A 22,846-nucleotide genomic window follows, 5' to 3' on the forward strand; every position below is an offset into this window, starting at 1 on the left:
AAGTGCGTGAACGCGAACCCAGTCTGGTCAATGCCTTCCGGCAATCCACCCCCTATGTCAATGTCCATCGGGGTGCCACCTTTGTGCTGATGATGGGGGGAGAAGCCATCTGCCACCCCAACTTCGCCAATATCGTCAGCGATATCGCCCTGCTGCAGACACTGGGCATACGCCTGGTGCTGGTGTTTGGTTCACGTCCGCAAAACGATGAAGCGCTGGCCCGCGCCGGTATCGAGGCCCAGTATCACAAGCGGATCCGGGTCACCGATGACGAGAGCTTCACCATCATCAAGCAAGTGTGTGGCGGCCTGCAATACGACATCACCGCCCAGCTCTCCATGGGGCTCGCCAACACCCCTATGCAGGGGGCGCGGATCAGCGTGGTGAGCGGCAACTTCGTCACTGCCCAGCCGCTGGGGGTGGATGATGGCATCGACTTTTGCCACAGCGGCCGGGTGCGCCGCATCGACGTGGAGGGGATCACCCGCCAGCTCGATCAGAAGAGTCTGGTGCTCATCTCCCCCATCGGCTGCTCGGTCACCGGCGAGAGCTTTAACCTGAGCTCGGAAGAGGTGGCCCGCCGGGTGGCGGTCGATCTCAAGGCGGACAAGCTCATCTGCTTTAGCAGCACCCAGGGGGTGATGGACAGGCGCGGCGAAGCCATCTCCGAGCTCTTCCCCGAACAGGCCGAAGAGCTGCTGGTGGAGCTGGAGCAGGCGGGCGAAGAGATGTCCGGCACCGCCCGCTACCTGCGCGCGGCCATTGCCTCTTGCCGTGGCGGCGTGCCCCGCTCCCATCTGGTGAGCTATCAGGATGATGGCGCCATGCTGCAGGAGCTGTTCAGCCGTGACGGCCTCGGCACCCAGATAGTGCGGGAAAGTGCCGAGCAGGCCCGCGCCGCCACCATCGAGGATATCGGCGGCATTCTGGATCTTATTCGCCCGCTGGAGGAGGAAGGCATTCTGGTGCGCCGCTCCCGCGAGCAGCTGGAGATGGAGATCGACAAGTTCACCATCATTGAGCGCGATGGCCTCATCATCGGCTGCGCGGCCCTCTACTGCTTTATGGAAGAGGCGATGGCGGAGATGGCCTGCGTCGCCATCCACCCCGACTATCGCAACTCCAACCGGGGGGATCAGCTGGTGGCCAAGGTAGCCGAGCGGGCCAAGCGGCTTGGCATTCGCCGCCTGTTCGTGCTCACCACCCGCTCCATCCACTGGTTCCGGGAGCGGGGCTTCGATCCGCTGGAAGTGGAAGATCTGCCGGTGGCGCGCCAGCGTCTCTACAACTGGCAGCGCCGTTCCAAGGTTTTGTCAAAAACCATTGCCTAAGCCATTGATTCTGCGTTGAGTTAGCCGACAATTTGAACTTTTTCACAAACTCGATTGACAGTGCAATCCAACGCAGGGTATTTCTAAATGCACTCCACCGCCCTGGTGGAGCCAGAAGAGGAGCGCTGCCCAGGCAGCCCAAGGGAGGACGCCAGCGTCCGGTGAACTTGGGTCAGGGGGAGCAGCGCCGAGACGAGTGAGGAGACTGGTGACCTCAACGTCGGCTGCGGGGGCTGAATCCCCCGGGTTGTCATCGGTAGTGATCATCCCCCACCGCGCCCTGTCAGGGGCGGTACGGGATGGGCTCTGCAGGTGGAGTGCTTCTGGCCGGGATAGCTTCGTTCATTCCTGCCATTTTCAGCCTCCTCCTCTCTTTTTTGCCCGATGGAACCGGAATCTTAAAATAAGACAGGAGTAAGCAATGAGCCCGATCAATGTCGCCAAGTTTGGCGGAACCAGTGTCGCCAACTTCCCGGCCATGAATCACTGCGCCGACATCGTGCTGGCCAATCCCGCCACCCGGGTGGTGGTACTGAGCGCCAGCGCCGGTGTCACCAACCTGCTGGTCGCCCTGGCACAAGGGGAGCTGGACGAAGCGGGCCGCGACGAGCAGCTGGCCAAACTGGCCGGGATCCAGCAGGCCATTCTGGCCGATCTCGGCAACCCCGTTGATGTGAGCGCCCTCATTCATGGCCAGCTGGACGAAATCCGCCTCATGGCCCAGCAAGCCCACCAGCATACCGATGCGGAGCTGGCCGATCGCCTCATCGCCTGCGGCGAGCTGATGTCTACCCGCCTCTTTACCGAGCTGCTGCGCCAGCGCGGCGTCAAGGCCCACTGGCAGGATGTGCGCCAGCTGATGCGCACCGACAGCCGCTTTGGCAAGGCCACCGTCGATCTGGCCACCACCCGAACCCTTTGCCAGCAGACGCTGGGCCCGCAGCTTGGCGACAGCCTTATCATCACCCAGGGCTTTATCGGTGCCGATGGCGATGGCCGCACCACCACGCTGGGGCGCGGCGGCTCTGACTACAGCGCAGCCCTGCTCGCCGAAGCGCTCGATGCCGCCAGTATCGAGATCTGGACCGATGTGCCCGGCATCTACACCACGGATCCGCGCCTCGTCACCCGCGCCCGCCCCATTCCCGAAATCAGCTTTGTCGAAGCAGCCGAGATGGCCACTTTCGGCGCCAAGGTGCTGCACCCCGCCACATTGCAACCGGCGGTGCGCCAGAATATTCCGGTGTTTGTCGGCTCCGCCAAGGACCCCGCCGCCGGTGGTACCTGGATCCGCGCCAGCACAGATTCAAGCCCGCTGTTTCGCGCCGTCGCCCTGCGCCGCCAGCAGGTGCTGGTGACCCTGCACAGCCTCAACATGTTCCACGCCTACGGCTTTTTGGCCGAAGTGTTCGGCATTCTGGCCCGTCACCGCATCTCGGTCGATCTCATCACCACGTCGGAGGTGAGCGTGTCGCTGACCCTGGATCACACCGGCAGCCAGAGTAACGGCGAACCGATCCTGAGCGACAAGGTACTGGCCGAGCTGGGGCAGCTCTGCAAAGTGGAAGTGGAAACCGGTCTGGCACTGGTGGCGCTCATCGGCAACCGGATGAGCGAAGTGAACGGGGTGGGCAGTCAGGTCTTCGACGCCCTGCGCGAGCACAACATCCGGATGATCTGCTACGGCGCCAGCGCCCACAACCTCTGCTTCCTGGTCAAGGAGAGCGAGGCGGGCAATATCGTCAACCGCCTCCATCAGGAGTTGCTGGACTGATCCTCACCCGAGGCAATTTCGAACACGCAACAGGGCGCCAGCAAAGCGCCCTGTTCATTTGTACTCCGCAAAGGTATTGGCTCAGGCAAGGCTGGTAGCAGGCAACTGGCAGGCCACGGCTTCCCGGCGCAGTTGCTGCAAGCGGGCCAGCAGCCCGGTCTGGCCGAGCTCCGTCTCCTGAGGCGAGAGATTGTCCACCAGCAGCGGATAGTGATCCGTCACCGCCTGCATCAACCAGTCGAGGCGACGCAGGGTGAGCGGGCCGCAGCTCTGGCCGCTCAGATCATCGGCCACATCGAGCCGGTGGCTGCGATACATGTCCCGCCACCAGTTGGCGACCAGCGCCTCGTCGCTCGCCAGCGCGGCGCTCCACTCCCCTTGCAGGGCGTGCAGGCGGGCCAGCACGGGCGCGCTGGCTCCTTCGCGGATCAGGTGGTGGATCTCCCGTTTCACCCACTTGAGGCAGAGCTCGCGCCAGTAGCGAAATTGCGGCAGAGGATCGGCCTCATCGAGCCAAAGCCCGGAGAGGGTACGGGTCTCCAACCGCTCCGGCACATGAAACTGCGGGTCGACCAGACCATTGGAGTTGTATTCAAAGCGGGGATCGAAGGTCCACATATAGCCAAAGTCGAACACGCAGATCTGCTCGCCGTCATCGAGCAGGTTGCCCGAGCTCGGGTCCCAGTCAAACCAGCCCCAGCGGGCCAGCTCACCCTGCACCTCCAGCATCTGGGCCAGATTGCGCTCGTTGAGCTGGTGGACCGGCACACCCCGCAACCAGGGGGAGACCAGCACCCCGGCCCGCGCCGAGCCGAAGCTGGTGCAGACCACGTGGGAGAGGACAGTAGGATGCAGCTCGCGCAGCGCCTCGATTTCGCGCCGCCGCTCCAGCTCGGTCAGAAAGGCAGTCTTGCCATCGAGGTTGGCCACCAGTGAATCCTGACGGCGCCGCTTGAGGCACCAGTGATGCCCCTCCACCTTGAGGTGAAACACCTCGGCGGTGAGACCGTGGCGATAGACCTTGACCACAGCCGGATGGCTATCCTTCAGCTTGACCAGTTGGGCCAGCGGCAGCGGGCAGTCGCGCTCGCGTCCGATCCGGATCTCTTCCTTGCTCTCCAGCATGCGCAGCAATCTGGCCTGACGTGCCATCACTTTGGGATTCATACATGTACCTCCAGTCGCTATCGAGAGACTAAACAGCAGATCCCTCCCAAGCCAGTGGCAAAACCCCATGATGACGCTTTCATCACATATTCCGAACAACCCCTCGATCGGGATCACAATTTGCAAGGTTGAGCTGTAACCAAATATTCATTAAGTGGTCATTAAATTGACAAGCTGAAACAAGGCCCGCACCATCGGGTCAAACTCTATGCGGATGAACGATCTCTCCCTCACTCGCTCAAAGGATGAGCTTATATGAATCGCCCCTCCTCAGGCCGCCCCCGCGTCCTGAGTCTGCCCTCTCTGCTGCTTGCCCTGCTGGGCGGATTGCTGCTGCTGACCCTGTTGTTGCCGCTGATCAATCCCGGCAGCTGGCTGGGCCGTGCCCAGCCGCTGGTACTGGGCCCCGCCGACAATCCACTGGCCACCCTCACCCGCCACGCCCTGCTCTATAAAAGCGACAGCCGCGGCCTCTATCTGGTGGTACGCAGTCAGTGGCAGTTGCGAGGGCCGCTGCAAGCGGGGGACAAGGTGCGAGTGGAGCTGCTCAACGACAAGGGGGAGCGGATCGACCAGCTGAGTCAAGCGGTGGATAAGCGTCAGGTGTGCCGCAATAACCGCTGCTCGCTGGATCTCAACAGCACCTTGCGCGCCCCGGATGACGCGCTGGCCAGCCGCTATCAGCTGCGCATCGGTCTGCTGCTCAAGGATCGCCCCGAGAGCGGCGATTTCAGCCAGATCCTGCAAACCCTGCCGGAGCAGGGCTTCAACCTCACCTATCTGGTGGTAAGCCTGACGCTGGTGCTGGCCCTGAGCGCCGCCGTGCTCAAAACGGTGCTGCCAAAGCTGCGCCGCAGCCTGCGCTGGCGGATCATCGGCAGCCTGCTGCTCGGCAACCTCACCTTCGTGTTGCTGCACGGCTTCGTGGTGTTCAAGCTGGGGGAGTTTCTGCTCTGGTCAGGCTTTCGGCCAGAGCACTACTATCTCGCCTGGGGCAGCATGGTGCTGGGCTGGAGCCTCTGTGCGCTGGCGGGCTTCAACCTCTATATGGGGCTGGTCTTTACCGCGCTTTCCGGTATAGGACTGCTCGCCAACTTTATGAAGATCGCCATCTACGGCGTGCCGCTCGGCGGGGATGATTTTGGCAACCTGCTCGCGCTGCTGCGGATCCTGCTCGACCAGCATCCCATCCTGCCCATCTTCACCGTGTTGCTGGCACTGTTTCTCTGCTGGCGCTTTGCCCTGTCACGCTGGGTGCTGCGCACAGCCGCCGCCACCGCTGCCTTCTTTGCCCTGTGCGTCTTTGCCACCCAGACCGGCAACAAACTGCTGGGGGCCAACATTCGCTACGTGGATCGCGCGGTCAACTACCACAGGGATATCATCCGCTCCGGCCCCGGCCTCTATCTGTTCAATCTGGTGGACGAGATGCTGCAAAGCGGCAGCGTGTTTCGCTACCCCTTGCAGATCAACGAGCTGGCCCCGCAGCTGAGCTATCCGCCCCAGGGCATTGCGCCGCGCTGGGATCTGGTGATCGTGCTGCAATATGAGTCGCTCTGGCTCGACTGGAAGGGGCGGATCTGCGCCCTGGCTCCCACCCTCTCCCTGCCCGCCAGCGTGCAGCAGTGGCAAAAGACCATCCACTCCCCCACCACCGGCGGCATGACGGTGCTGGCGGAGTTCGAGATGAACACCGGCCTGCCGGTGGGCTTGCTCAAGCAGGGCGTGGTGCCCTACTACTACCTCTCGCAGCAGGTGCCGGGATTGGCCCAGAGCGCCAGACAGAGCGGCTACCAGACCCTGTTCGCCCACCCCTATGTGGAAAAATTCTGGGGCCGCGCCAAGGCGATCCCGGCGCTCGGCTATGAGGAGCGCTGGTTCGACACCCGCTTCACCACCCTTGAGCACAAGGGACTCTATATCTCCGATGATGCGCTGATCGACCACCTGCTCAAGCGCAGCGAACAGGATGACAAGCCGCTATTTGCCTATGCGGTCACCATGCAGGGGCACGGCCCCTTCGATGGCCCCCGCTATCAGGGGCAGGAGCGCAGCGGCGCCTGCCCGAACCAGAGCGAGAGCGACACCCAGCTGCTCAACACCTACTACACCGGGGTGCTGGATGCCATGGCCTCGCTGGAGCGGCTGCTCAAGACCCTAGACCAGTCGGACAAGCGCTATCTGGTGGTGGCCTTTGGCGATCACCAGCCGTTTTTGATGTCTGCCGGCAAGGGGATTCACGGTGACAAGCCGGCGCGCGATGCCACCTACCAGATCCCCATGATGGCCTTCACCCGCGCAGATGATCCCCTCAATCTGGCGACCCAGTTTGCGCCGGTGCGCCAGCTCTACCAGATGGGTCAGGCGACTCGCCAGCTGCTGGCGGGGGATATCACCCCCATCGAAGAGAAGCCCCTGCTCCATCCGGTGCTGGGGGAGGAGAAAGGGTTCGACCCTTCAAGCCTGGTGCCGCAGATCCGCGCCAGCTTCCGGCCCGATGCCCTGCCCTGATCACGCCCCCAAAAAACAGACAAGGCCGCATCCGCGGCCTTGTTGTTGGACATTCATTTCGCCCTCATTCTGCTCGCCACCAGGGCTCCAGTAGCGTGAGCTGCTGGCGGTCGAGATCGAGCGCTACCTCGATACCCAGCGGCAGCGTCAGCATGGGGTGGGTATGGGCGCAGTCAAACTCCGCCAGAATGGGGAAGCTCGGCACCCCCACCACCTCCAGCAGGATATCGAGGGGGCGCTTGCCGCTACCCTGACCGTTGAACAACTCGTGCTTGCCGAGGATAAGCGCGCCGATCCGATCAAACACCCCGCACAGTTTGAGATGAGCAAAGGATCGCTCCAGCGTCTCGGCTGATTTCAGGCTGTCCTCCAGCAGCAGAATGTCGCCGCGCTCGATGGGCGGCATATAGGGGGAGCCCCAGATCCCCGCCATGGTGTTGAGGTTGCCGCCAATCAGTCGTCCCTCAACCCGACCTGAACCCACCGAGATCAGCCAATTGGGCTGGCACTGCTTGGCCCGGGTCTGGTTCTCCCAATCCAGCCGTTCATCGCTCCACTGCGCTGGCGTAGGCAGCGTGCAGGGGACGCCAGCTTCGTCGGCCAATGCAATCTGTAAAAAACTGGCCAGCGTCTCATCCACCAGCGGCGGCAACTCGCCAAAGGAGGCCACCAGCGCCGGGCCATAAAAGGTAACCAGGCCAGTTTGAGCATGGATGCCGAGCAGCAGCGCCGTCACATCGGAGTAGCCAACAATGATCTTGGGATCGCGCCTCAGCGCATCAAAATCGAGGTAGGGCAGCAGGGAGTTGGAGTTGCTGCCGCCAATCACCGACATGATGCAGCGCACTTCGGGGTCGCAAATAAGGGCATTGAGCTCCTCGGCCCGCGCGGCGATGGAGCCGGAGCGCCAGTGATCCTGCTGGCCGGTGAGGCTGCCCGCCTTGAGCCTAAAGTCCTGTCCCTCAAGAAAGGTTTTTGCGCGGGCAAAACGGTTGGGTGCCCAGGCGGTCGCCGCGCTGGAGGGGGAGAAAAAAGCGATGGTATCGCCACGTTGGAGCAGCGGGGGAACCAATAACGTCATGACACACTCATCCTTGCCAATATCCAGCCATCACAGCGTCGTTGAGACTCCTACACAACCCCTTTGATCACAACGGGTTTATCACCATCGTTTAGAAATACAAAACACTTGATTCATTATTAACAGATATTCTAAACACTATCCCCTTCCTAGAATGACCTCATTGCGATGGCCAACCCCGGTTGGTTGTCAGAACGGTCGGCCTGACAGCCCGAACGTTCTCTTTCCCACTTTTTCTCTCTGACTTATCAATGAGGTGCCTGTCATGAACAAAAACGCATCCCCCAGCGCATTGGTTGTAGAAGGCGGCGCCATGCGCGGCATATTTGCCAGCGGTGTGCTGGATGCGTTTATCGAGCATGACTATCGCCCCTTTGACTTCGCCATCGGCGTCTCGGCGGGGGCCACCAACTTGCTGGCTTATCTCGCCAGCCAGCATGGCCGCAGCCACGAGATCCTGACCAAACTGGCATGCAGCCAGCAGTTTATGGATCCCCTGCGTTTTGCCAAGGGGGGCAATCTGGTGGATATCCACTGGCTGTGGAACACCAGCTGTCGCAAGTATCCCCTCGACATTCACGCCTACCGGGAGACCGGCATCCCCTTCTATGCGGTGGTGACCAATACCCTGACTGGCAAGGCGGAGTACATCCGGGTCAAGCCGGAGAACATGAACGAGGTGCTGCCCGCCAGCTGCGCCATTCCCCTCGCCTCCCACGAATACCCGGAGGTGCACGGGGTGCCGATGACAGATGGCGGGGTGGCCGACTCCATCCCGGTGATCGAGGCCTACCGCCGCGGTGCCCGTCACCTGACGGTGATCCTCTCCGAGCCCCTTGGCTATCGGCTCAAGCCGATGCCCTTCCCCTGGATGATCCGCACCCTGCTCAAGACCCGCCCCGCGCTGGCACAGGCGCTGGAGCAGCGGGATCGCAGCTACAACGAGGCGCTCGATTTTATCGCCAATCCGCCGGAGGACTGCCAGATCGAGGTGATCGCCCCGGCCGACTACTTCCCCGTTTCCCGTTTCACCCGCGATATCAACAAGCTGGAGATGGGATACGTGATGGGCAAGTGCGCAGGCTATCAGGCCGCCCTGCTCAATTGATAAGGGTTTTACAGGCATGACCCGACCTGCCGCGACGCACGCGCCGCCAACACAATAACAATCGGGTCAGTTGAGCAACATGAGTCATAAAAACAGACCGTGGCGAGGCAAGCGCGGCCAGAACCGGTGCCAGACACCCTGACCGGCTTGCTCCTCATCCCTATGCCAGGGCATCTCACCCTCATACAAGGTGTTTATTTATGTCGTTTCTTCTCACCCATCCCGCGCTGGCGCAGCTGTTCGAGCGGCTGCTGCCCGATTACCGGATCATGGCGCCCGCGGCCGAATATCGGGGCGGCCGCTTCTCCGACACCGACAACGTCACCTACCACAGCATCCGCCATCCGGCCGATCTGGTGTGGCAGGAGAAGTCCCACTTCTCCCCGAAAGAGGTGGTGCTCCCCATCACCCAGACCCTGTTCCACTTCGACAATCTGGAGCTGCGCGAATCCAAGGTGGAGGCCAAGCCCACCCTGCTGTTCTTGCGCAGCTGTGATATCCACGCTCTGCGCAGGCTGGATCAGGTCTACCTGAAAAACGGCCAGAACAGCGACGTCTACTACGCCCGGCTGCGCAGCAAGCTCAAGCTGGTACTGCTGGAGTGCCGCGAGAGCTTCGAGAACTGCTTCTGCGTCTCCATGGGCAGCAACGAGACCCAGGACTACGCCGCCGCCATTCGTCTGAGCGATGAGGGTGCCCGTATTGAGGTGAAGGATCCCGAGCTGCTCGGCTACTTTGCCGAACTGGGTGAATCCGACGACTTCACCCCGGAGTTTGTCCAGAGCAACCCGGTCAAGGTACGCACCCCGGACAGCGTCTGTGACGACCCCCAGCGGATCCGCCAGATCCTCACCGCCCATCCGGTCTGGGCCGAGTACGACAGCCGCTGCATCGGTTGCGGCCGCTGTACCACCTCCTGCCCGACCTGCAGCTGCTACAGCGTGCACGACCTCACCTATGCGGAGAACCCCCAGCAGGGCGAGCGCCGTCGCCAGTGGGCCAGCTGCATGGTGGATGGCTTCAGCGACATGGCCGGTGGCCACGGTTTTCGCGCCAAGCATGGCGAGCGCCTGCGTTATCGCGCCCTGCACAAGGTCAACGACTACAAGGCCCGTCAGGGGGAGGAGCACATGTGCGTCGGCTGTGGCCGCTGCGACGATCGCTGCCCTCACTACATCTCCTTTAGCAACATCATCAACAAGATGACCGATGTGGTCGAACAGACCATCGCAGCCGACAACGCGCAGGGGGCGAACTGATATGTGCCAGTGCCAGCAAACCGCAACAGCAGAACCGCAGCAGGACGTGGCCGAAAACCGCCTGCTGCCCAAGGCCTACACCATTCTGGCTATCGAGCGTCACACCGAGCTGGAGTGGAACTTTCGGGTCTCCCGCGACTTTGATGTCCACTACGGCCAGTTTGTGGAGATCTCCCTGCCCACCGTCGGCGAAGCGCCTATCTCGGTCTCCGACTATGGCGATGGTTATGTGGATCTGTTGATCCGCAAAGTCGGCAAGGTAACCGATGCGCTGTTTGCCCTCGATGTGGGCGACAAGGTGTGGATGCGCGGCGTCCACGGCAACGGCTATCCGCTGGAGACCTACCGCAACCAGCACCTCATCGTGGTGGCGGGCGGCACCGGCGTCGCGCCGGTCAAGGGGCTGCTACGCCGCTTCAGCAAACATCCGGAAGAGGTGAAGTCCCTCGACATGATCCTCGGCTTCAAGAACGAGCAGGCGGTGCTCTATCGCCACGAGATGCCGCTCTGGGCCGAGCGCCAGAACCTCATCGTTACCCTGGACGAGGGCAAGGAGAGCGAGCAGTTTCGCATCGGCCGGGTCACCGACTACATCGAACAGCTGGATCTCGCTGACAAGGAGGACATCCAGGTGATCGTGGTCGGCCCCCCCATCATGATCCGCTTCGTGGTGCTCGCCTTCCTCGAGCGGGGCATCCCCAAGGATCGCATCTGGGTCGACTACGAACGCCGCATGGCCTGCGCCGTGGGCAAATGCGGCCACTGCCGGATGGGCGACACCTATATCTGCGTGGATGGACCGGTCTTTCGTTTTGACCAGGCCCAGCATCTGATCGACTGAGGGAGAACACCATGAGTCTCGATATCGACATCATCAAGGCACGCGCCAAGAACGAATACCGCCTCTCCAAGGTGCGCGGCGAAGCAATGATCAGCGTACGCATTCCCGGCGGGATCATGCCCGCCCACCTGCTGGCGGTAGCCCAGCAGATCGCCGAACAGTATGGCAACGGCCTGATCCACCTCACCACCCGCCAGAAGCTGGCGATGCCCGGCATCAAGTATCAGGACATGGACAAGGTCAATGCCGCCCTCGAGCCCTTTATCAAGGAGATCGAGGTGGAGACCTGCGGCATCGAGGTAGAGGACACCGCAGCCGGTTACCAGACCATCGGCGGACGCAACATCGTCGCCTGTCAGGGCAACACCATCTGCCAGAAGGGCAATATCGACTGCACCGGGCTGGCCCAGCGGATGGAGAAACACCTCTACCCCAACCCCTATCACCTCAAGATGGTGATCGCCGGCTGCCCCAACGACTGCGCCAAGGCCAACATGGCCGACTTCGGCATCCTCGGCATCGCCAAAATCCACTTCAATGCCGAGCGCTGTATCGGCTGCGGCGCCTGCGTCAAGGCGTGCAGCCACCACGCGGTGGATTGCCTCGCCATCAAGCATGGCAAGGCGGTCAAAGAGGAGAGCAAGTGCATCGGCTGTGGCGAGTGTGTGCTGGCCTGCCCGACCCTGGCCTGGCAGCGGGATCCCAAGCAGCTCTACATGGTCAAGCTGGGGGGACGCACCAGCAAGAAGACTCCCCGTACCGGCAAGCTGTTCCTCAACTGGGTGACCGAAGAGGTGCTGCATGCGGTGATCAAAAACCTGTTCGAGTTCGAGGCCGAGATGCTGGATGGCAAGCCCATCTACCTGCACATGGGTCACCTTATCGACCGGGCCGGTTATCACAAGTTCAAGGAGCGGGTGCTGCGCGGCGTCACCCTCAACCCGGAAGCCATGGTCGCTGACCGCATCTTCTGGGCCGAAGATCAGTACGTCGCCAACATGCACGTCAAAGCGGTGCAATAGGAAAAACCTCGTTTGGGGAAGCGTGATCAAGTGGCCGACACCGGTGGGGATCTGTCGTTGGCCCGGGCGTAGATCACCCTTCCCCTTTTTTATTCCCGTCGGGGATCTTTCCCCCGACCATCCGGGGTGCGTCACGGCGCACCCTGCTATCTCGCCCGGCGCGGCATTGCGAGCGGGCCAGCATCCGGAGCCTGTTATGGACTTTCTCCCTCTCTTCTGTCAGCTGCAAAACAAGCCGGTCCTGATCGTCGGCGGCGGTGAGGTGGCGGTGCGCAAGGCGCGCCTGCTGCTCGATGCCAAGGCGAAGATCACCATCAATGCCCCGCATCTGGAACCCCAGCTGATGAGCTGGGCCGAGCAGGGTCGCCTGACCGTCTGCGCCGCCAATTTTCATCCCGAACTGCTCGATGGCAAGTGGCTGGTGATCGCCGCCACCAATAATCCAGAGGTCAATCATCAGGTCTTTCACGAGGCGAGCCTGCGCCAGATCTTCTGCAATGTGGTGGACTCTCCCGCCCACTGCAGCGCCATCATGCCCGCCATCATCGACCGCTCGCCGCTGATGGTGGCCATCTCCAGCGCAGGCGCGGCGCCGGTTCTAAGCCGCCAGCTGCGGGAAAAACTTGAAGCGTTGCTGCCGCAACACCTCGGCCAGCTCGCTGCGCTGGCGGGCAAGCTGCGCGAGCGGGTCAAACTCATTCCGGACAAGCTGGCCCGCCGCCGCTTCTGGGAGCGGCTCTTTAGTCACGATCGCCTCGCCCGCCAACTGGCCCGCGGCCAGCAGCAGGCTGCCGAGCAGAGCGTCGCAGAGCTATTGAATGAGCCGCTGCAGAGCAAGGGAAGCGTAACCCTGGTGGGCGCAGGCCCCGGCGATGCGGGGCTGCTTACCCTGAGCGGTCTGCAGCAGTTGCAGCAGGCGGATGTGGTGGTCTATGACCGGCTGGTCTCGCAGGAGGTGCTGGCACTTGTTCGCCGGGATGCCGAGCGGATCTTTGTTGGCAAGGAGGCGGGCCGCCACTGCGTGCCCCAGCAGGCGATCAACCAACTGTTGCTGGAACAAGCGCAGCTGGGCAAACAGGTGGTACGGCTCAAGGGGGGCGATCCCTTTATCTTTGGCCGGGGTGGCGAGGAGCTGGAAACCCTGGCCGAGACGGGCATCCCCTTCTCGGTGGTGCCGGGCATCACCGCCGCATCGGGCTGCGCCGCCTACAGCGGCATTCCTCTCACCCACCGCGATCATGCCCAGAGGGTGCAGTTCATCACCGGCCACGACAAGGAGGGCAATATCGCTCAGGAGTGGTCGGCGCTGGCGGCCCCCCGCCAGACCCTGGTGTTCTACATGGGGCTGGCCCATGCCGCCCGCATTCAGGATGCGCTGCAAACCCACGGCATGCCCGGTCACACCCCGGTGGCGCTGGTGGAGCAAGGCACCCAGCTCAGTCAGCGGGTGGTGCGCGGCGAGCTGCAACAGCTGGCCGAACTGGCCCGTCAGGTGAAGAGCCCGAGTCTCATCATCATCGGCTCGGTGGTCACTCTGGCCGACAAGCTGGACTGGTATGGGGAAGCCAACGCCATCCACGGCATCTAACCCCGCACAGCTATCATCCAATAGAAACAAGGAACAGAGAGCGGCCATGCCGCTCTCTGCTTTTTGCATCAATGACCAAGCCGTGGCACGGCGCGTCTGTTACTCGAGCCGGATGGGGCCGGTATTCTGAACATCGCTGTCATTCCAGTCGCTCTCATCGCGAATGCGCGGATCCCCCTGCAAGGTGTAGAGGATGGTGCCCTGACGAAACTGCAGCGCGCCATCGGCCCGTTTCGCCTTCACCTTGACTCCGTTGACCCACACCTGCTCCTTGCCATCCACCTGAATATTGGCCACCGTGGCACCTGTCTCGCGGTTTTTGGCTACCCACTTGCCCTGATAGGGCGAGTCTCCCTTGGCCATCGGCAGTGCGGCGGCCTTGCCCGCCGACCAGGCGTGCACGGTGCAAAAGCCGTGGGCTCGGCGATCATGCTTGATGACGTAATCCAGGGTGGGTTCGCTGGCGGGCAGATCGAAGGTGATCCCGATGACCACTTTGCCGCTCGTGGCCGAATAGGCTGCGGGCGCCAGCGTTTTCAGGGTCGCCTTCTTGCCATTGATAAAGACGTTGCCCCCTTGCGACTTGACCCGGATATCGGTGGGGCAAGTGGCGCTGAAGTTGGGCAGCGCCGCGAGGGCACTGCCGGCATGGGCGGTCATGGCCAACATGACAAGGGTCAGCAGAGCAGGTGTTTGATTCATTTTGATACGCCTTCAAGAGAAGAGAAACTCGTCCGTGAGCGGTGTCGTTCCTGATGGCGGCACTCTAGCTTGGCCCTCTCGGGCTACCCAGTTAAAAAAAATAAAACCGGTCAGTGGAATTATTAATAAATATAAATATTTAAAATCAATGAGTTGAATGACAACCCTGCCAGCCGCCACGTATCAGACAGGCAATAAAAAAGCCGATAACCCGGTTATCGGCTCATTGCCCATGCAGAGGCGGGTGCCCGATCAGACCACCACGGCGGTGCCACTGATGCTGACCATCAGCATGCTGCCGTTTTGCCCCACCACTTCGTAATCGATATCGATTCCGACCACCGCATTGGCGCCAAGGGCGGCGGCACGCTCTTTCAGCTCATCGAAGGCGATCTCGCGGGCACGGGCCAGCTCTTTTTCATAGGCGCCAGAGCGACCGCCGATGATGTCACGGATCCCGGCAAAGAGATCCTTGAAAATATTGGCGCCGAGAATAGCTTCGCCAACTACGATGCCGCGGTATTCACGAATGGTTTTGCCTTCCAGCGTGGGGGTCGTCGAGAGGATCATCTTGAACTCCTGTGAGTAGCAGAAGGGCTCAGACTACCCCAACTGCCCGAAAATCCCAACCGGGGGGTGACCTGTACGACGCCGTCCTTAAAAATCACGACGGCCAGATAAAAAAACACCGCGCACGGGGCGCGGTGTTTGTTTCAAAGGGCCATTGCCAACGGCAAGCCGTCACGGATTGTAAGAGACCACCGAGCCACTGAGGCCGGTCATCTGGGAGATCCGCCCCTGCATGCCCTGCAGTTTGGCCTTGGAGACATCCGGTCCGATAAAGACCCGGTTGAGCTGACCCTGCACCGGTGTGCGCGGCGAGGTGTGGGCAGAGTAGCCCGCCGCCCGCAGCTTGCTCACCAGCGCGTTGACGCTGTCGACGTTCTTGAAGGCGCCAAGCTGAAGGATCCAGCTACCCTGTGCCGGTGTCGCAGCAGGCGCGGGGGTGGTCGGCTGGGTCATCTTGCTTTCAATCAGATCGTCGAGGGACTTGATCTGACCCGCCTGCGGCTTGGTCGGTGCGGGCGCCTTGGCCACTTCAACCGGTTTGGCTGGCGTCGGCTTGGGTGCTGGCTTGGGCGGTTCGACCGGTTTTTTGGCCACCACTTCCGGCTTGGGCTGTGGCTTGGGTTGGGCATTCTGTTGCGGCTGGACCGGCGCCGGTGCGGCAGGGGTTGTCGCCGGCTGCGCACCGTTGCCCTGAACGGCGAGGGTCATGGGGTCAGCCACCTCTTCCACTTGCCACTGCTGGGCCGCAGAGGCCTGTTGCTGGCTGGCCAGATGATCGGCGGGCAGGCTGCTGGCTGCCGAGACCTGCAGCGCAGGCTTGGCAGGCTCCAGCTCGGGGCGCAGCGGGATCTTGGCAAAGGCCTCCTCCTTTTGTGCCAGCTTGTGACCATCCAGCAAGTCCGGCAGGAAAATAACAACCAGGGCCACCAGGATGACGGTGCCCACCAGACGGTTTTGAAACTTCGAGGCCAAGTTGAATCCTACCTTTACGTAACTCAATATGCGATTTGGCTCCCCGCCCGAAGGCCGGGGAGCCGGGGTGTGGCCTAGACGGCGACACCCGCCAGAATGTCGGCGACAGTGTAAAACGAACCAAACACAATGACCATATCGTCCGGACTCGATGCGGCCAACGCTGTCTGATAAGCGGCGCTGACATCATCAAACTCTCTGGCAGGCCCCTTACCCTCCCCCAACGCCGCAGCCAGTTGCACAGCGGTGGCGGCGCGCGGGCCGGTGAGGCTGGCCAGATACCACTCGCCGATCAGACCATCGAGTTCGGCAAGGGATCCCGCCATGTCCTTGTCTTTGAGCATGCCGACCACGGCGCGGCGCACACCCGAGCAGGGCATCTTGCGCAATTGCGCTGCCAGATAGGCTGCCGAATGGGGGTTGTGGGCCACATCGACGATCACCAGCGGCGCACTTTGCAGCTGCTGCATCCGGCCAGCCAGCCGGGCATTGGCAAGCCCGTCACGAATGGCGGACTCCGGCAGCGGCAAGCCGAGGGACTCCAGCGCCGCCAGTACGGTCACCGCGTTCATCAGCGGCAGCGCCGGTTTTGGCAGATCCCGCCACTGGTTGAGGCCGTGATAATCCCAACCGCTCTCGTGCTCATCGCCACGAAAATCGATACCAACCTGACGCAGGTTGGCGCCAAGACGCTGTGCTTCACTCGCGATAGTCGCAGGCGGATTGGGCTCGCCACTGATGGCGGGTTTACCGGCGCGATAGACCCCGGCCTTCTCCACCGCCACCGCTTCGCGGGTATCACCCAGCCAGTCGCAGTGATCGAGGGCAATGGAGGTGATCATCGCCACATCGGACTCCACCACGTTGGTGGCGTCGAGCCGGCCACCCAGCCCCACTTCCAGCAGCAGCACATCGGGGGCGGCGCGGCAGAAGAGCCACAAACCGGCCAGGGTGGCGAACTCGAAGAAGGTAAGGGCAATCTCGCCGCGGGCCGCTTCCACCTCAGCAAAGGCGGCGCAGTGATCGCTGTCGGGCAGCTCTTGCCCGTTGACCCGCACCCGCTCGGTAAAGCGCAGCAGATGGGGCGAGGAGTAGACGCCGACCTTGTAGCCTTCGGCCATCAGAATGCTGGCCGCCATGGCACAGCTGGAGCCCTTGCCGTTGGTACCCGCCACCGTGATCACCTTGAACGGCAGCTGGGTAAGCCCCATACGCCGGGCAACGGCACCGACCCGATCCAGCCCCATGTCGATATTAACCGGATGGATCTGCTCCAAATAAGAAAGCCAGTCGACAAGCGACCGGCTTTGGGATTGTTGCATGTTTGAACTCATCTTCACTCTTCGATGACGTGAGTATTCAGCATTTTGGCGAGCAGGCTGGCCAGACGGTTACGCATCTCGCGGCGATCGATGATGATATCGATGGCACCCTTTTCCAGCAGGAACTCGGAGCGCTGGAAGCCTTCCGGCAGTTTCTCGCGCACGGTCTGCTCGATAACGCGCGGGCCGGCAAAGCCGATCAGCGCCTTGGGCTCGCCCACGTTGATGTCACCCAGCATCGCCAGACTGGCAGAGACGCCACCCATGGTGGGGTCGGTCAGCACGGAGATATAGGGCAGGCCCGCCTTGGACAGACGATCCAGAGCTGCACTGGTCTTGGCCATCTGCATCAGGGAGAACAGCGCTTCCTGCATGCGAGCACCACCAGAGGCGGAGAAGCAGACCAGACCGCGGCCTTCCTTGATGCACTCCTCGACGGCGCGCACGAAGCGGGCGCCGACTACGGAGGCCATGGAGCCACCCATGAAGGAGAATTCGAACGAACAGGCAACAACCGGTACCCCTTTGAGGGTCCCTTTCATCACCACCAGCGCATCTTTCTCCGCCGTCTCTTTCTGAGCGGCAGACAAACGATCCTTGTAGCGCTTGGAATCCTTGAATTTCAGTACATCCTGCGGCTCCAGCTCGGCACCGATCTCGGTACGACCCTGCTCATCGAGGAAGCTCTCGAGACGGGCGCGGGCGCTGATGCGCATATGATGATCACACTTGGGGCACACTTCGAGGTTGCGCTCCAACTCTGCCCGGTAGAGCACCTGTTCACAAGCACTGCACTTGGTCCACACCCCTTCCGGAATGTTGTGACGACGGGGCGCAGTGATCTTGCTCTTGGGAAGAATCTTCTCAAGCCAGCTCATGGAATTCCTTAATGCTTTTGTGCCTGACAAAACGCATCGAGCCTAGATTGTTCAATGACTTAATAGCTCGATGGCAACAAATGACGGGTCATTAAACCACAATTTTTCGGGCGCAGTTACTAAAAACTGGTCGTACCCGGTGCCGAGTCCGGCAGCCACAGCGGGCCGAGCGGCAACTGCGGCAGAGCAAACTCGGCCGGGTAATCCACATCGACCAGATAGAGGCCACCGGCCTTGGCGGTCGGCCCGGCCAGATTGCGATCCTTGGCAGCCAGCACCTCGGCAATCCACTCCACCGGTTTGAGCCCCTGCCCCACCAGCAGCAGGGAGCCTGTGATGTTGCGCACCATATGGTGCAGGAAGGCGTTGGCCTTGATGTCGAGCACGATGTAGGGGCCGGAGCGGCTGACACACAGATGGGTCACATTGCGCCACGGGGTGTTGGATTGGCAGGCGACGGCACGGAAGGTGCTGAAGTCGTGCTCCCCCAGCAGGCTCTGGCCCGCCTGGTGCATCAACTCCGCATCGATGGTCTCGTGGTAGTGGCTGACGCCACTGCCGAGGATCGCCGGCCGGTAGTTGTGGTTGTAGATGACATAGCGGTAGCGACGGGCGGTGGCGCTGAAGCGGGCGTGGAAGCTCTCGTCCACCTGCTTGACCCAGCGCACGGCGATATCCGGCGGCAGGTTGGAATTGAGCCCCAGGGTCCAGGCCCCTTCGGCACGGTTCGCCTCGGTATCGAAGTGGATCACCTGACCGGTCGCATGGACACCGGCATCGGTGCGTCCGGCACACTGGATGGAGACAGGGTGGTTGGCAATCCGGCTCAGCGCCGTCTCCAGTTCAGCCTGCACGCTGATCACTTCACGCTGACGCTGCCAGCCGAAATACCGGCTGCCGTCATATTCAATACCTAGGGCAATTCGCATGGATAAACTTGTCTTGTTGTGAAAACGCAGTGAAAGAAATGGGGCGGATTATACGCGCTCAGCCCGAAAAGTCCCACCACACGCCGCAATTGGCCTGGATGGTCAGCCTGCGCGGCCATGACCCCCCATCGCAAATCGCCAAAAGAAGAGGGCAGCCTGCTGGCTGCCCCCGTTTTGCTGATCCCGTGATGGGAGATGCTTTAGCCCAACCGCTTGAGCAACTTCTCGGCTTCGGCGCGCTGGTGATCGCTACCCTGTTCCGCTGCCTCTTGCAGCAGCTCGCGGGCGCTATCCTTGTCGTCAATCTCGAGGTAGGCACGGGCCAGATCCAGCTTGGCACCCACACCGCCGTCGTCGGCATCCACATCAAATCCGGTGGATTCCGGCAGCACCTCGGGGAAGCCATCGAGCCCCACATCCAGCGAGAAGCCCTGATACGGCTCCTGCTCCGGCGCGGTGGCATCCGCTTCGGCCAGCAGCTTGTCGATCTCGACGTAGCCGCTCTCCTGCGCTTGCTCACGGGGCTGCACATCGGCCGGATGAGACTCCACCTCGGCGAACGCGTCTTCAAAATCGGAGAGCGCCAGCTCGTTGGGGTCCCACTCCAGATCCAGCTCGGCTTCCTTCGCCTTGACAGGCTCAAGACCGAGCTCGGCCAGCATGGCATCCGCACTCTCGTCGGCGTCCTCTGCGGCACTGAGATCAATGGCGTTATCATCTTTGCCAGCAGCAGGCTCGTCGAGGGCATTGTCGAAATCGCCGAGATCGAAGCTCGCCAGATCGTCGTCAGCGGAGCCGACTTCGTCGATGGAGCTCAAATCGGGCTCGAGGTCGGCTGAGAGATCCGCATCCAGCTCGGCAAACAGGGCTGCCTGCAGCTCCTCTTCGCTCATGATCTCGTCAGCGGCCTTGGGCTTGGGGTTGAACTCGCTGGCCAGATCCATGGCGGGCTCGTTGGCCAGCGCGATGGGCTCATCCAGCGAGAGATCGAGATCCGGCACCAGATCCGGGTCACGACTGGCTGGCTGGGCCGCCATCCGCTCGGGCTCGAAGCCCTGCAGCTCCATCTCGCCCTCGTCGCTGAACACCAGATCGACATCCGGCTTGGCGGCCGGCTCGTCAGGCTCCATCGGCATAAAGCCATCCGGGGTGTTGAGATCCGGCACCGGGCGCACCGGCTCGTTGTCGGTCACATCGACGCTCAGCAGATCATCAAACTCGCTCTGCTCCTGATCCATCATCATGGCAGTAGATTCGGAGAGGCTCTTCTCCTGCTCTTCCAACTCTCGGCGGGCACGGGCACGCAGCCACAGGGTCACCAGCGCCAATACCAGCAGCACCGGCAGCAGAATGATCATGGCGAGGTTGAGCGGTGAGGAGAGCAGATCCATCAACCAGTTTTTCTCAGGCTCAGGCTCGGCTGCCACCGGCGGGACCGGTTGCGCCTTGAGCTCGGCAATCTCTTTTTGCAGCGCGGTCTGATCCTGCAGCTGGGCCTTGAGGGTCTCCACCTCTTCGGTCAGGGATTGCAGACGCAGCTTGAGCCTGTGGTTCATCTCGGTCACCTGGCCGAGCTGGGCATTGGCATCTTCCAGTGCCAGCGCCATCTCGGTAGCCGGTTTGCCCACCGGTTTATCCAGATCGGAAGGCAGAGGCGCCGGGGTGGTGCCTTCTGCAGCGCTAGGAGCAGGTGCTACCGCCTCTTTCGGCGCAGGCTCGCTCAGCTTGGCCACTTCTTTGGTTTCAGCAGCCGGTTGCGGTGCCACCACCGGGGCGGGAATGGGGGCGGCTTTCGCCACTGGCAGCGGCGCAGGCGCAGCCTTCACCGGCTCGATCTTGGCGGCTTCAACCTTCGCGGGTTTGGCGGCAGCCGGCTTGGCGGTATGGGCCTGCTTGTCAGCCAGATATTTGGGGCTTAACCCCTTCCAGCTGGCGTTGTCGCTGCGGAACTTGGCACGGGCCTGAGCATCAGTGATGACGCTCGCCTCGGCCACGGTCGGCAGCAGAATGCGGGATCCCACCAGAATGTGGTTGATATTGCCATCGGCAAAACTGCGGGGGTTTTTCTCGTAAATCGCCACCATGGTCTGGTAGACGCTGACCCGATTGGAGGGGCGATATTTGCTCGCCAGGCTCCATAGGGTATCGGTCGGACGAACAGGGCCATAGCTACCGGCATTGGCAGTGACCTGACGCACCACCGGCTGGGCGGTTGTACGCACCGGTTGTGCGGCGGGTCTGGCGACCGGCTGCGCCAGCGGCTGGGAATTGACGGCGGGAGGTGCTGGTTCGTCAGGGCCTTTTAGCTCGACAAAAAAAGGCTCCCGCGCCGAGTCTTCAGCCTGGACGGTGCCCAGCAGACCCAATGCGAGTAGCGTTGCCAATGTTATGCGGGAATGTCCCATATTCGTTCCTTCGTATGACGGCCCTATCACATTGAAAAATCTGGATAGTTACCCCAAAACAGTCGGTTCAATATAAATCAGGCTCGCCTGGCAAGCCAGCAGTCCGACACATTTAGCACCCAACTTGACCCTGAGTGTAGGAAAAAACTTAATCAGTTGATATCGCAACAGAATCTTGAAGTGACGGAGTGCGGCATGGGTCACACCCCGGTTTGATCACAGGCCGGATGCGCAGCACTCCCTGCTGCGCATCTGTGGCATCTGACCAGCCTTACAGATAGTCGCGAACCAGCAGCTCGGCAATCTGTACACTGTTGGTTGCCGCGCCCTTACGAACGTTATCGGCCACGATCCACATATTGATACCACTTGGATGAGAAATATCCTGGCGCACCCGACCCACCAGCACCTCATCCTTGCCGGTTGCGTCACGCACCGGGGTCGGATAGTCCCCTTCGTCATCAAACAGGGTCACACCCGGCGCATTGCGGAGCAGATCCTTGACCTGTTCGGCATCGAGCGGCTGGTGCAGTTCGACGTGTACCGCCTCGGCGTGGCCGTAGAAGACCGGCACCCGCACGCAGGTGGGGTTCACGGCAATGCTGGCATCGCCGAGGATCTTCTGGGTTTCCCATACCATCTTCATCTCTTCACGGGTGTAGCCGTTGTCGGTGAAGCTGTCGATCTGCGGGATCAGGTTAAAGGCGATCTGTTGTGGATAGAGGGTCGGTTCCACCGGACGACCGTTGAGCAGATGAGCTGTCTGACCTGCCAGCTCGCTGACCCCCTCTTTGCCGGAGCCTGATACGGATTGATAGGTGGCCACGTTGATGCGGGCAATGCCCACTTCGTCGTGCAGCGGCTTCAAAGCCACCAGCATCTGGATAGTGGAGCAGTTGGGGTTGGCGATGATGTTGCGATTGCGAAAATCGGCCAGCGCATCCGGGTTCACTTCCGGGATCACCAGCGGGATATCTTCGTCGTAACGGAAGCAGGAGGTGTTGTCGATGACGATACAACCGTGTTCGGCAGCAATCGGCGCCCACTTGGCAGAGACCTCGGCACCGGCGGAGAAGAGTGCGATCTGCACCTGGCTCCAGTCAAACTCCTCCACATCGAGGATCTCGAGGTTCTTGCCGCCAAAGCGCACGGTATCACCGGCGCTGCGGCTGGAAGCCAGCGGATAGAGGGTCGCTACCGGAAATTCGCGCTCTTCCAGGATCTCGATCATCGCCTGACCCACGGCACCGCTGGCACCCAATACCGCTACGTTAAACTGCTGGCTCATTCTTTTCTCCTCTGATAATGCTGCAATGGCGCCGGGTGGCGCCATGGTCGGCTGGCTCCCGCACGGCGAGATGACGCAGCCTGATATGGCTGAGCCGG

General features: G+C 61.7%; 18 protein-coding genes and 1 riboswitch. Of the genes, 8 read left to right on the top strand and 10 right to left on the bottom strand.

The features are described 5' to 3' along the window. Positions 1–2: 2 nt before the first annotated feature. Both argA and lysC read left to right on the top strand, forming a co-directional pair. Positions 3–1,331 (top strand): amino-acid N-acetyltransferase, encoded by a 1,329-nt coding sequence (argA, locus tag WBR25_RS12195; protein ID WP_005345063.1) that lies wholly within the window; start codon positions 3–5, stop codon positions 1,329–1,331. A gap of 107 nt (positions 1,332–1,438) precedes the next feature. Next, a riboswitch (Lysine riboswitch) is annotated at positions 1,439–1,662 on the top strand. Positions 1,663–1,752: 90 nt separating this feature from the next. Next, complete coding sequence (lysC, locus tag WBR25_RS12200; protein WP_047438909.1) at positions 1,753–3,105, top strand: lysine-sensitive aspartokinase 3; 1,353 nt, start codon at positions 1,753–1,755, stop codon at positions 3,103–3,105. 81 nt (positions 3,106–3,186) lie between these two features. Here the strand turns inward: lysC and WBR25_RS12205 are convergent, their stop codons facing one another. Further along, a complete protein-coding gene (locus WBR25_RS12205) occupies positions 3,187–4,272 on the bottom strand; it encodes a hypothetical protein (protein ID WP_479748063.1) in 1,086 nt (361 codons plus the stop codon). 255 nt (positions 4,273–4,527) lie between these two features. On the opposite strand from WBR25_RS12205, the gene WBR25_RS12210 reads away from it, so the two are divergent. Continuing rightward, on the top strand, positions 4,528–6,783 hold the full coding sequence (locus tag WBR25_RS12210; protein WP_429106764.1) for an LTA synthase family protein: 2,256 nt from the start codon (positions 4,528–4,530) through the stop codon (positions 6,781–6,783). A 64-nt stretch (positions 6,784–6,847) separates the two neighbouring features. Here WBR25_RS12210 and WBR25_RS12215 read toward each other — a convergent pair whose 3' ends face one another. Then, the gene (locus WBR25_RS12215) at positions 6,848–7,864 is read right to left on the bottom strand and encodes a S66 family peptidase (RefSeq protein WP_429154256.1); all 1,017 of its coding nucleotides are present in this window, start codon (positions 7,862–7,864) and stop codon (positions 6,848–6,850) included. A 265-nt stretch (positions 7,865–8,129) separates the two neighbouring features. On the opposite strand from WBR25_RS12215, the gene WBR25_RS12220 reads away from it, so the two are divergent. The 5 genes from WBR25_RS12220 to cysG all read left to right on the top strand — a co-directional run bounded on the left by WBR25_RS12220 (position 8,130) and on the right by cysG (position 13,682). Beyond that, positions 8,130–8,972: a patatin-like phospholipase family protein gene (locus WBR25_RS12220; protein ID WP_005333746.1), complete on the top strand. Its 843-nt coding sequence runs from the start codon at positions 8,130–8,132 to the stop codon at positions 8,970–8,972. Between the two features lie 200 nt (positions 8,973–9,172). Next, a complete protein-coding gene (gene asrA, locus WBR25_RS12225) occupies positions 9,173–10,231 on the top strand; it encodes an anaerobic sulfite reductase subunit AsrA (protein ID WP_204476845.1) in 1,059 nt (352 codons plus the stop codon). Between the two features lies 1 nt (position 10,232). Further along, complete coding sequence (gene asrB, locus WBR25_RS12230) at positions 10,233–11,072, top strand: anaerobic sulfite reductase subunit AsrB (RefSeq protein ID WP_479748066.1); 840 nt, start codon at positions 10,233–10,235, stop codon at positions 11,070–11,072. 11 nt (positions 11,073–11,083) lie between these two features. Continuing rightward, positions 11,084–12,094: a sulfite reductase subunit C gene (gene asrC, locus WBR25_RS12235; RefSeq protein WP_479748068.1), complete on the top strand. Its 1,011-nt coding sequence runs from the start codon at positions 11,084–11,086 to the stop codon at positions 12,092–12,094. A gap of 196 nt (positions 12,095–12,290) precedes the next feature. Beyond that, positions 12,291–13,682 (top strand): siroheme synthase CysG, encoded by a 1,392-nt coding sequence (gene cysG, locus WBR25_RS12240; RefSeq protein WP_479748070.1) that lies wholly within the window; start codon positions 12,291–12,293, stop codon positions 13,680–13,682. Between the two features lie 99 nt (positions 13,683–13,781). On the opposite strand, the gene WBR25_RS12245 is transcribed toward cysG, so the two are convergent. The 8 genes from WBR25_RS12245 to WBR25_RS12280 form a co-directional block, all read right to left on the bottom strand. Beyond that, complete coding sequence (locus WBR25_RS12245; protein WP_335832532.1) at positions 13,782–14,384, bottom strand: hypothetical protein; 603 nt, start codon at positions 14,382–14,384, stop codon at positions 13,782–13,784. 252 nt (positions 14,385–14,636) lie between these two features. Beyond that, positions 14,637–14,954, bottom strand: a complete 318-nt coding sequence (locus tag WBR25_RS12250; protein ID WP_005333757.1) for a heavy metal-binding domain-containing protein — start codon at positions 14,952–14,954, stop codon at positions 14,637–14,639. Between the two features lie 171 nt (positions 14,955–15,125). Continuing rightward, entirely contained in the window at positions 15,126–15,926 is an 801-nt protein-coding gene (gene dedD, locus WBR25_RS12255) for a cell division protein DedD (RefSeq protein WP_479748072.1), read from the bottom strand. Between the two features lie 74 nt (positions 15,927–16,000). Beyond that, complete coding sequence (folC, locus tag WBR25_RS12260; RefSeq protein WP_479748074.1) at positions 16,001–17,260, bottom strand: bifunctional tetrahydrofolate synthase/dihydrofolate synthase; 1,260 nt, start codon at positions 17,258–17,260, stop codon at positions 16,001–16,003. Between the two features lie 2 nt (positions 17,261–17,262). After that, positions 17,263–18,126, bottom strand: coding sequence for an acetyl-CoA carboxylase, carboxyltransferase subunit beta (accD, locus tag WBR25_RS12265; protein WP_042053089.1), 864 nt, complete (start codon positions 18,124–18,126; stop codon positions 17,263–17,265). Between the two features lie 119 nt (positions 18,127–18,245). Next, positions 18,246–19,055 (bottom strand): tRNA pseudouridine(38-40) synthase TruA, encoded by an 810-nt coding sequence (gene truA / locus WBR25_RS12270; protein WP_040066446.1) that lies wholly within the window; start codon positions 19,053–19,055, stop codon positions 18,246–18,248. Between the two features lie 200 nt (positions 19,056–19,255). After that, positions 19,256–21,460 carry a FimV/HubP family polar landmark protein gene (locus tag WBR25_RS12275; protein ID WP_129503827.1) on the bottom strand — a complete coding sequence of 735 codons (2,205 nt, stop codon included), beginning with the start codon at positions 21,458–21,460 and terminating at the stop codon, positions 19,256–19,258. A gap of 271 nt (positions 21,461–21,731) precedes the next feature. Further along, a complete protein-coding gene (locus tag WBR25_RS12280) occupies positions 21,732–22,748 on the bottom strand; it encodes an aspartate-semialdehyde dehydrogenase (RefSeq protein WP_005344937.1) in 1,017 nt (338 codons plus the stop codon). Positions 22,749–22,846: the final 98 nt, after the last annotated feature.

The sequence above is a fragment of the Aeromonas sp. MTB genome, from assembly GCF_056632455.1.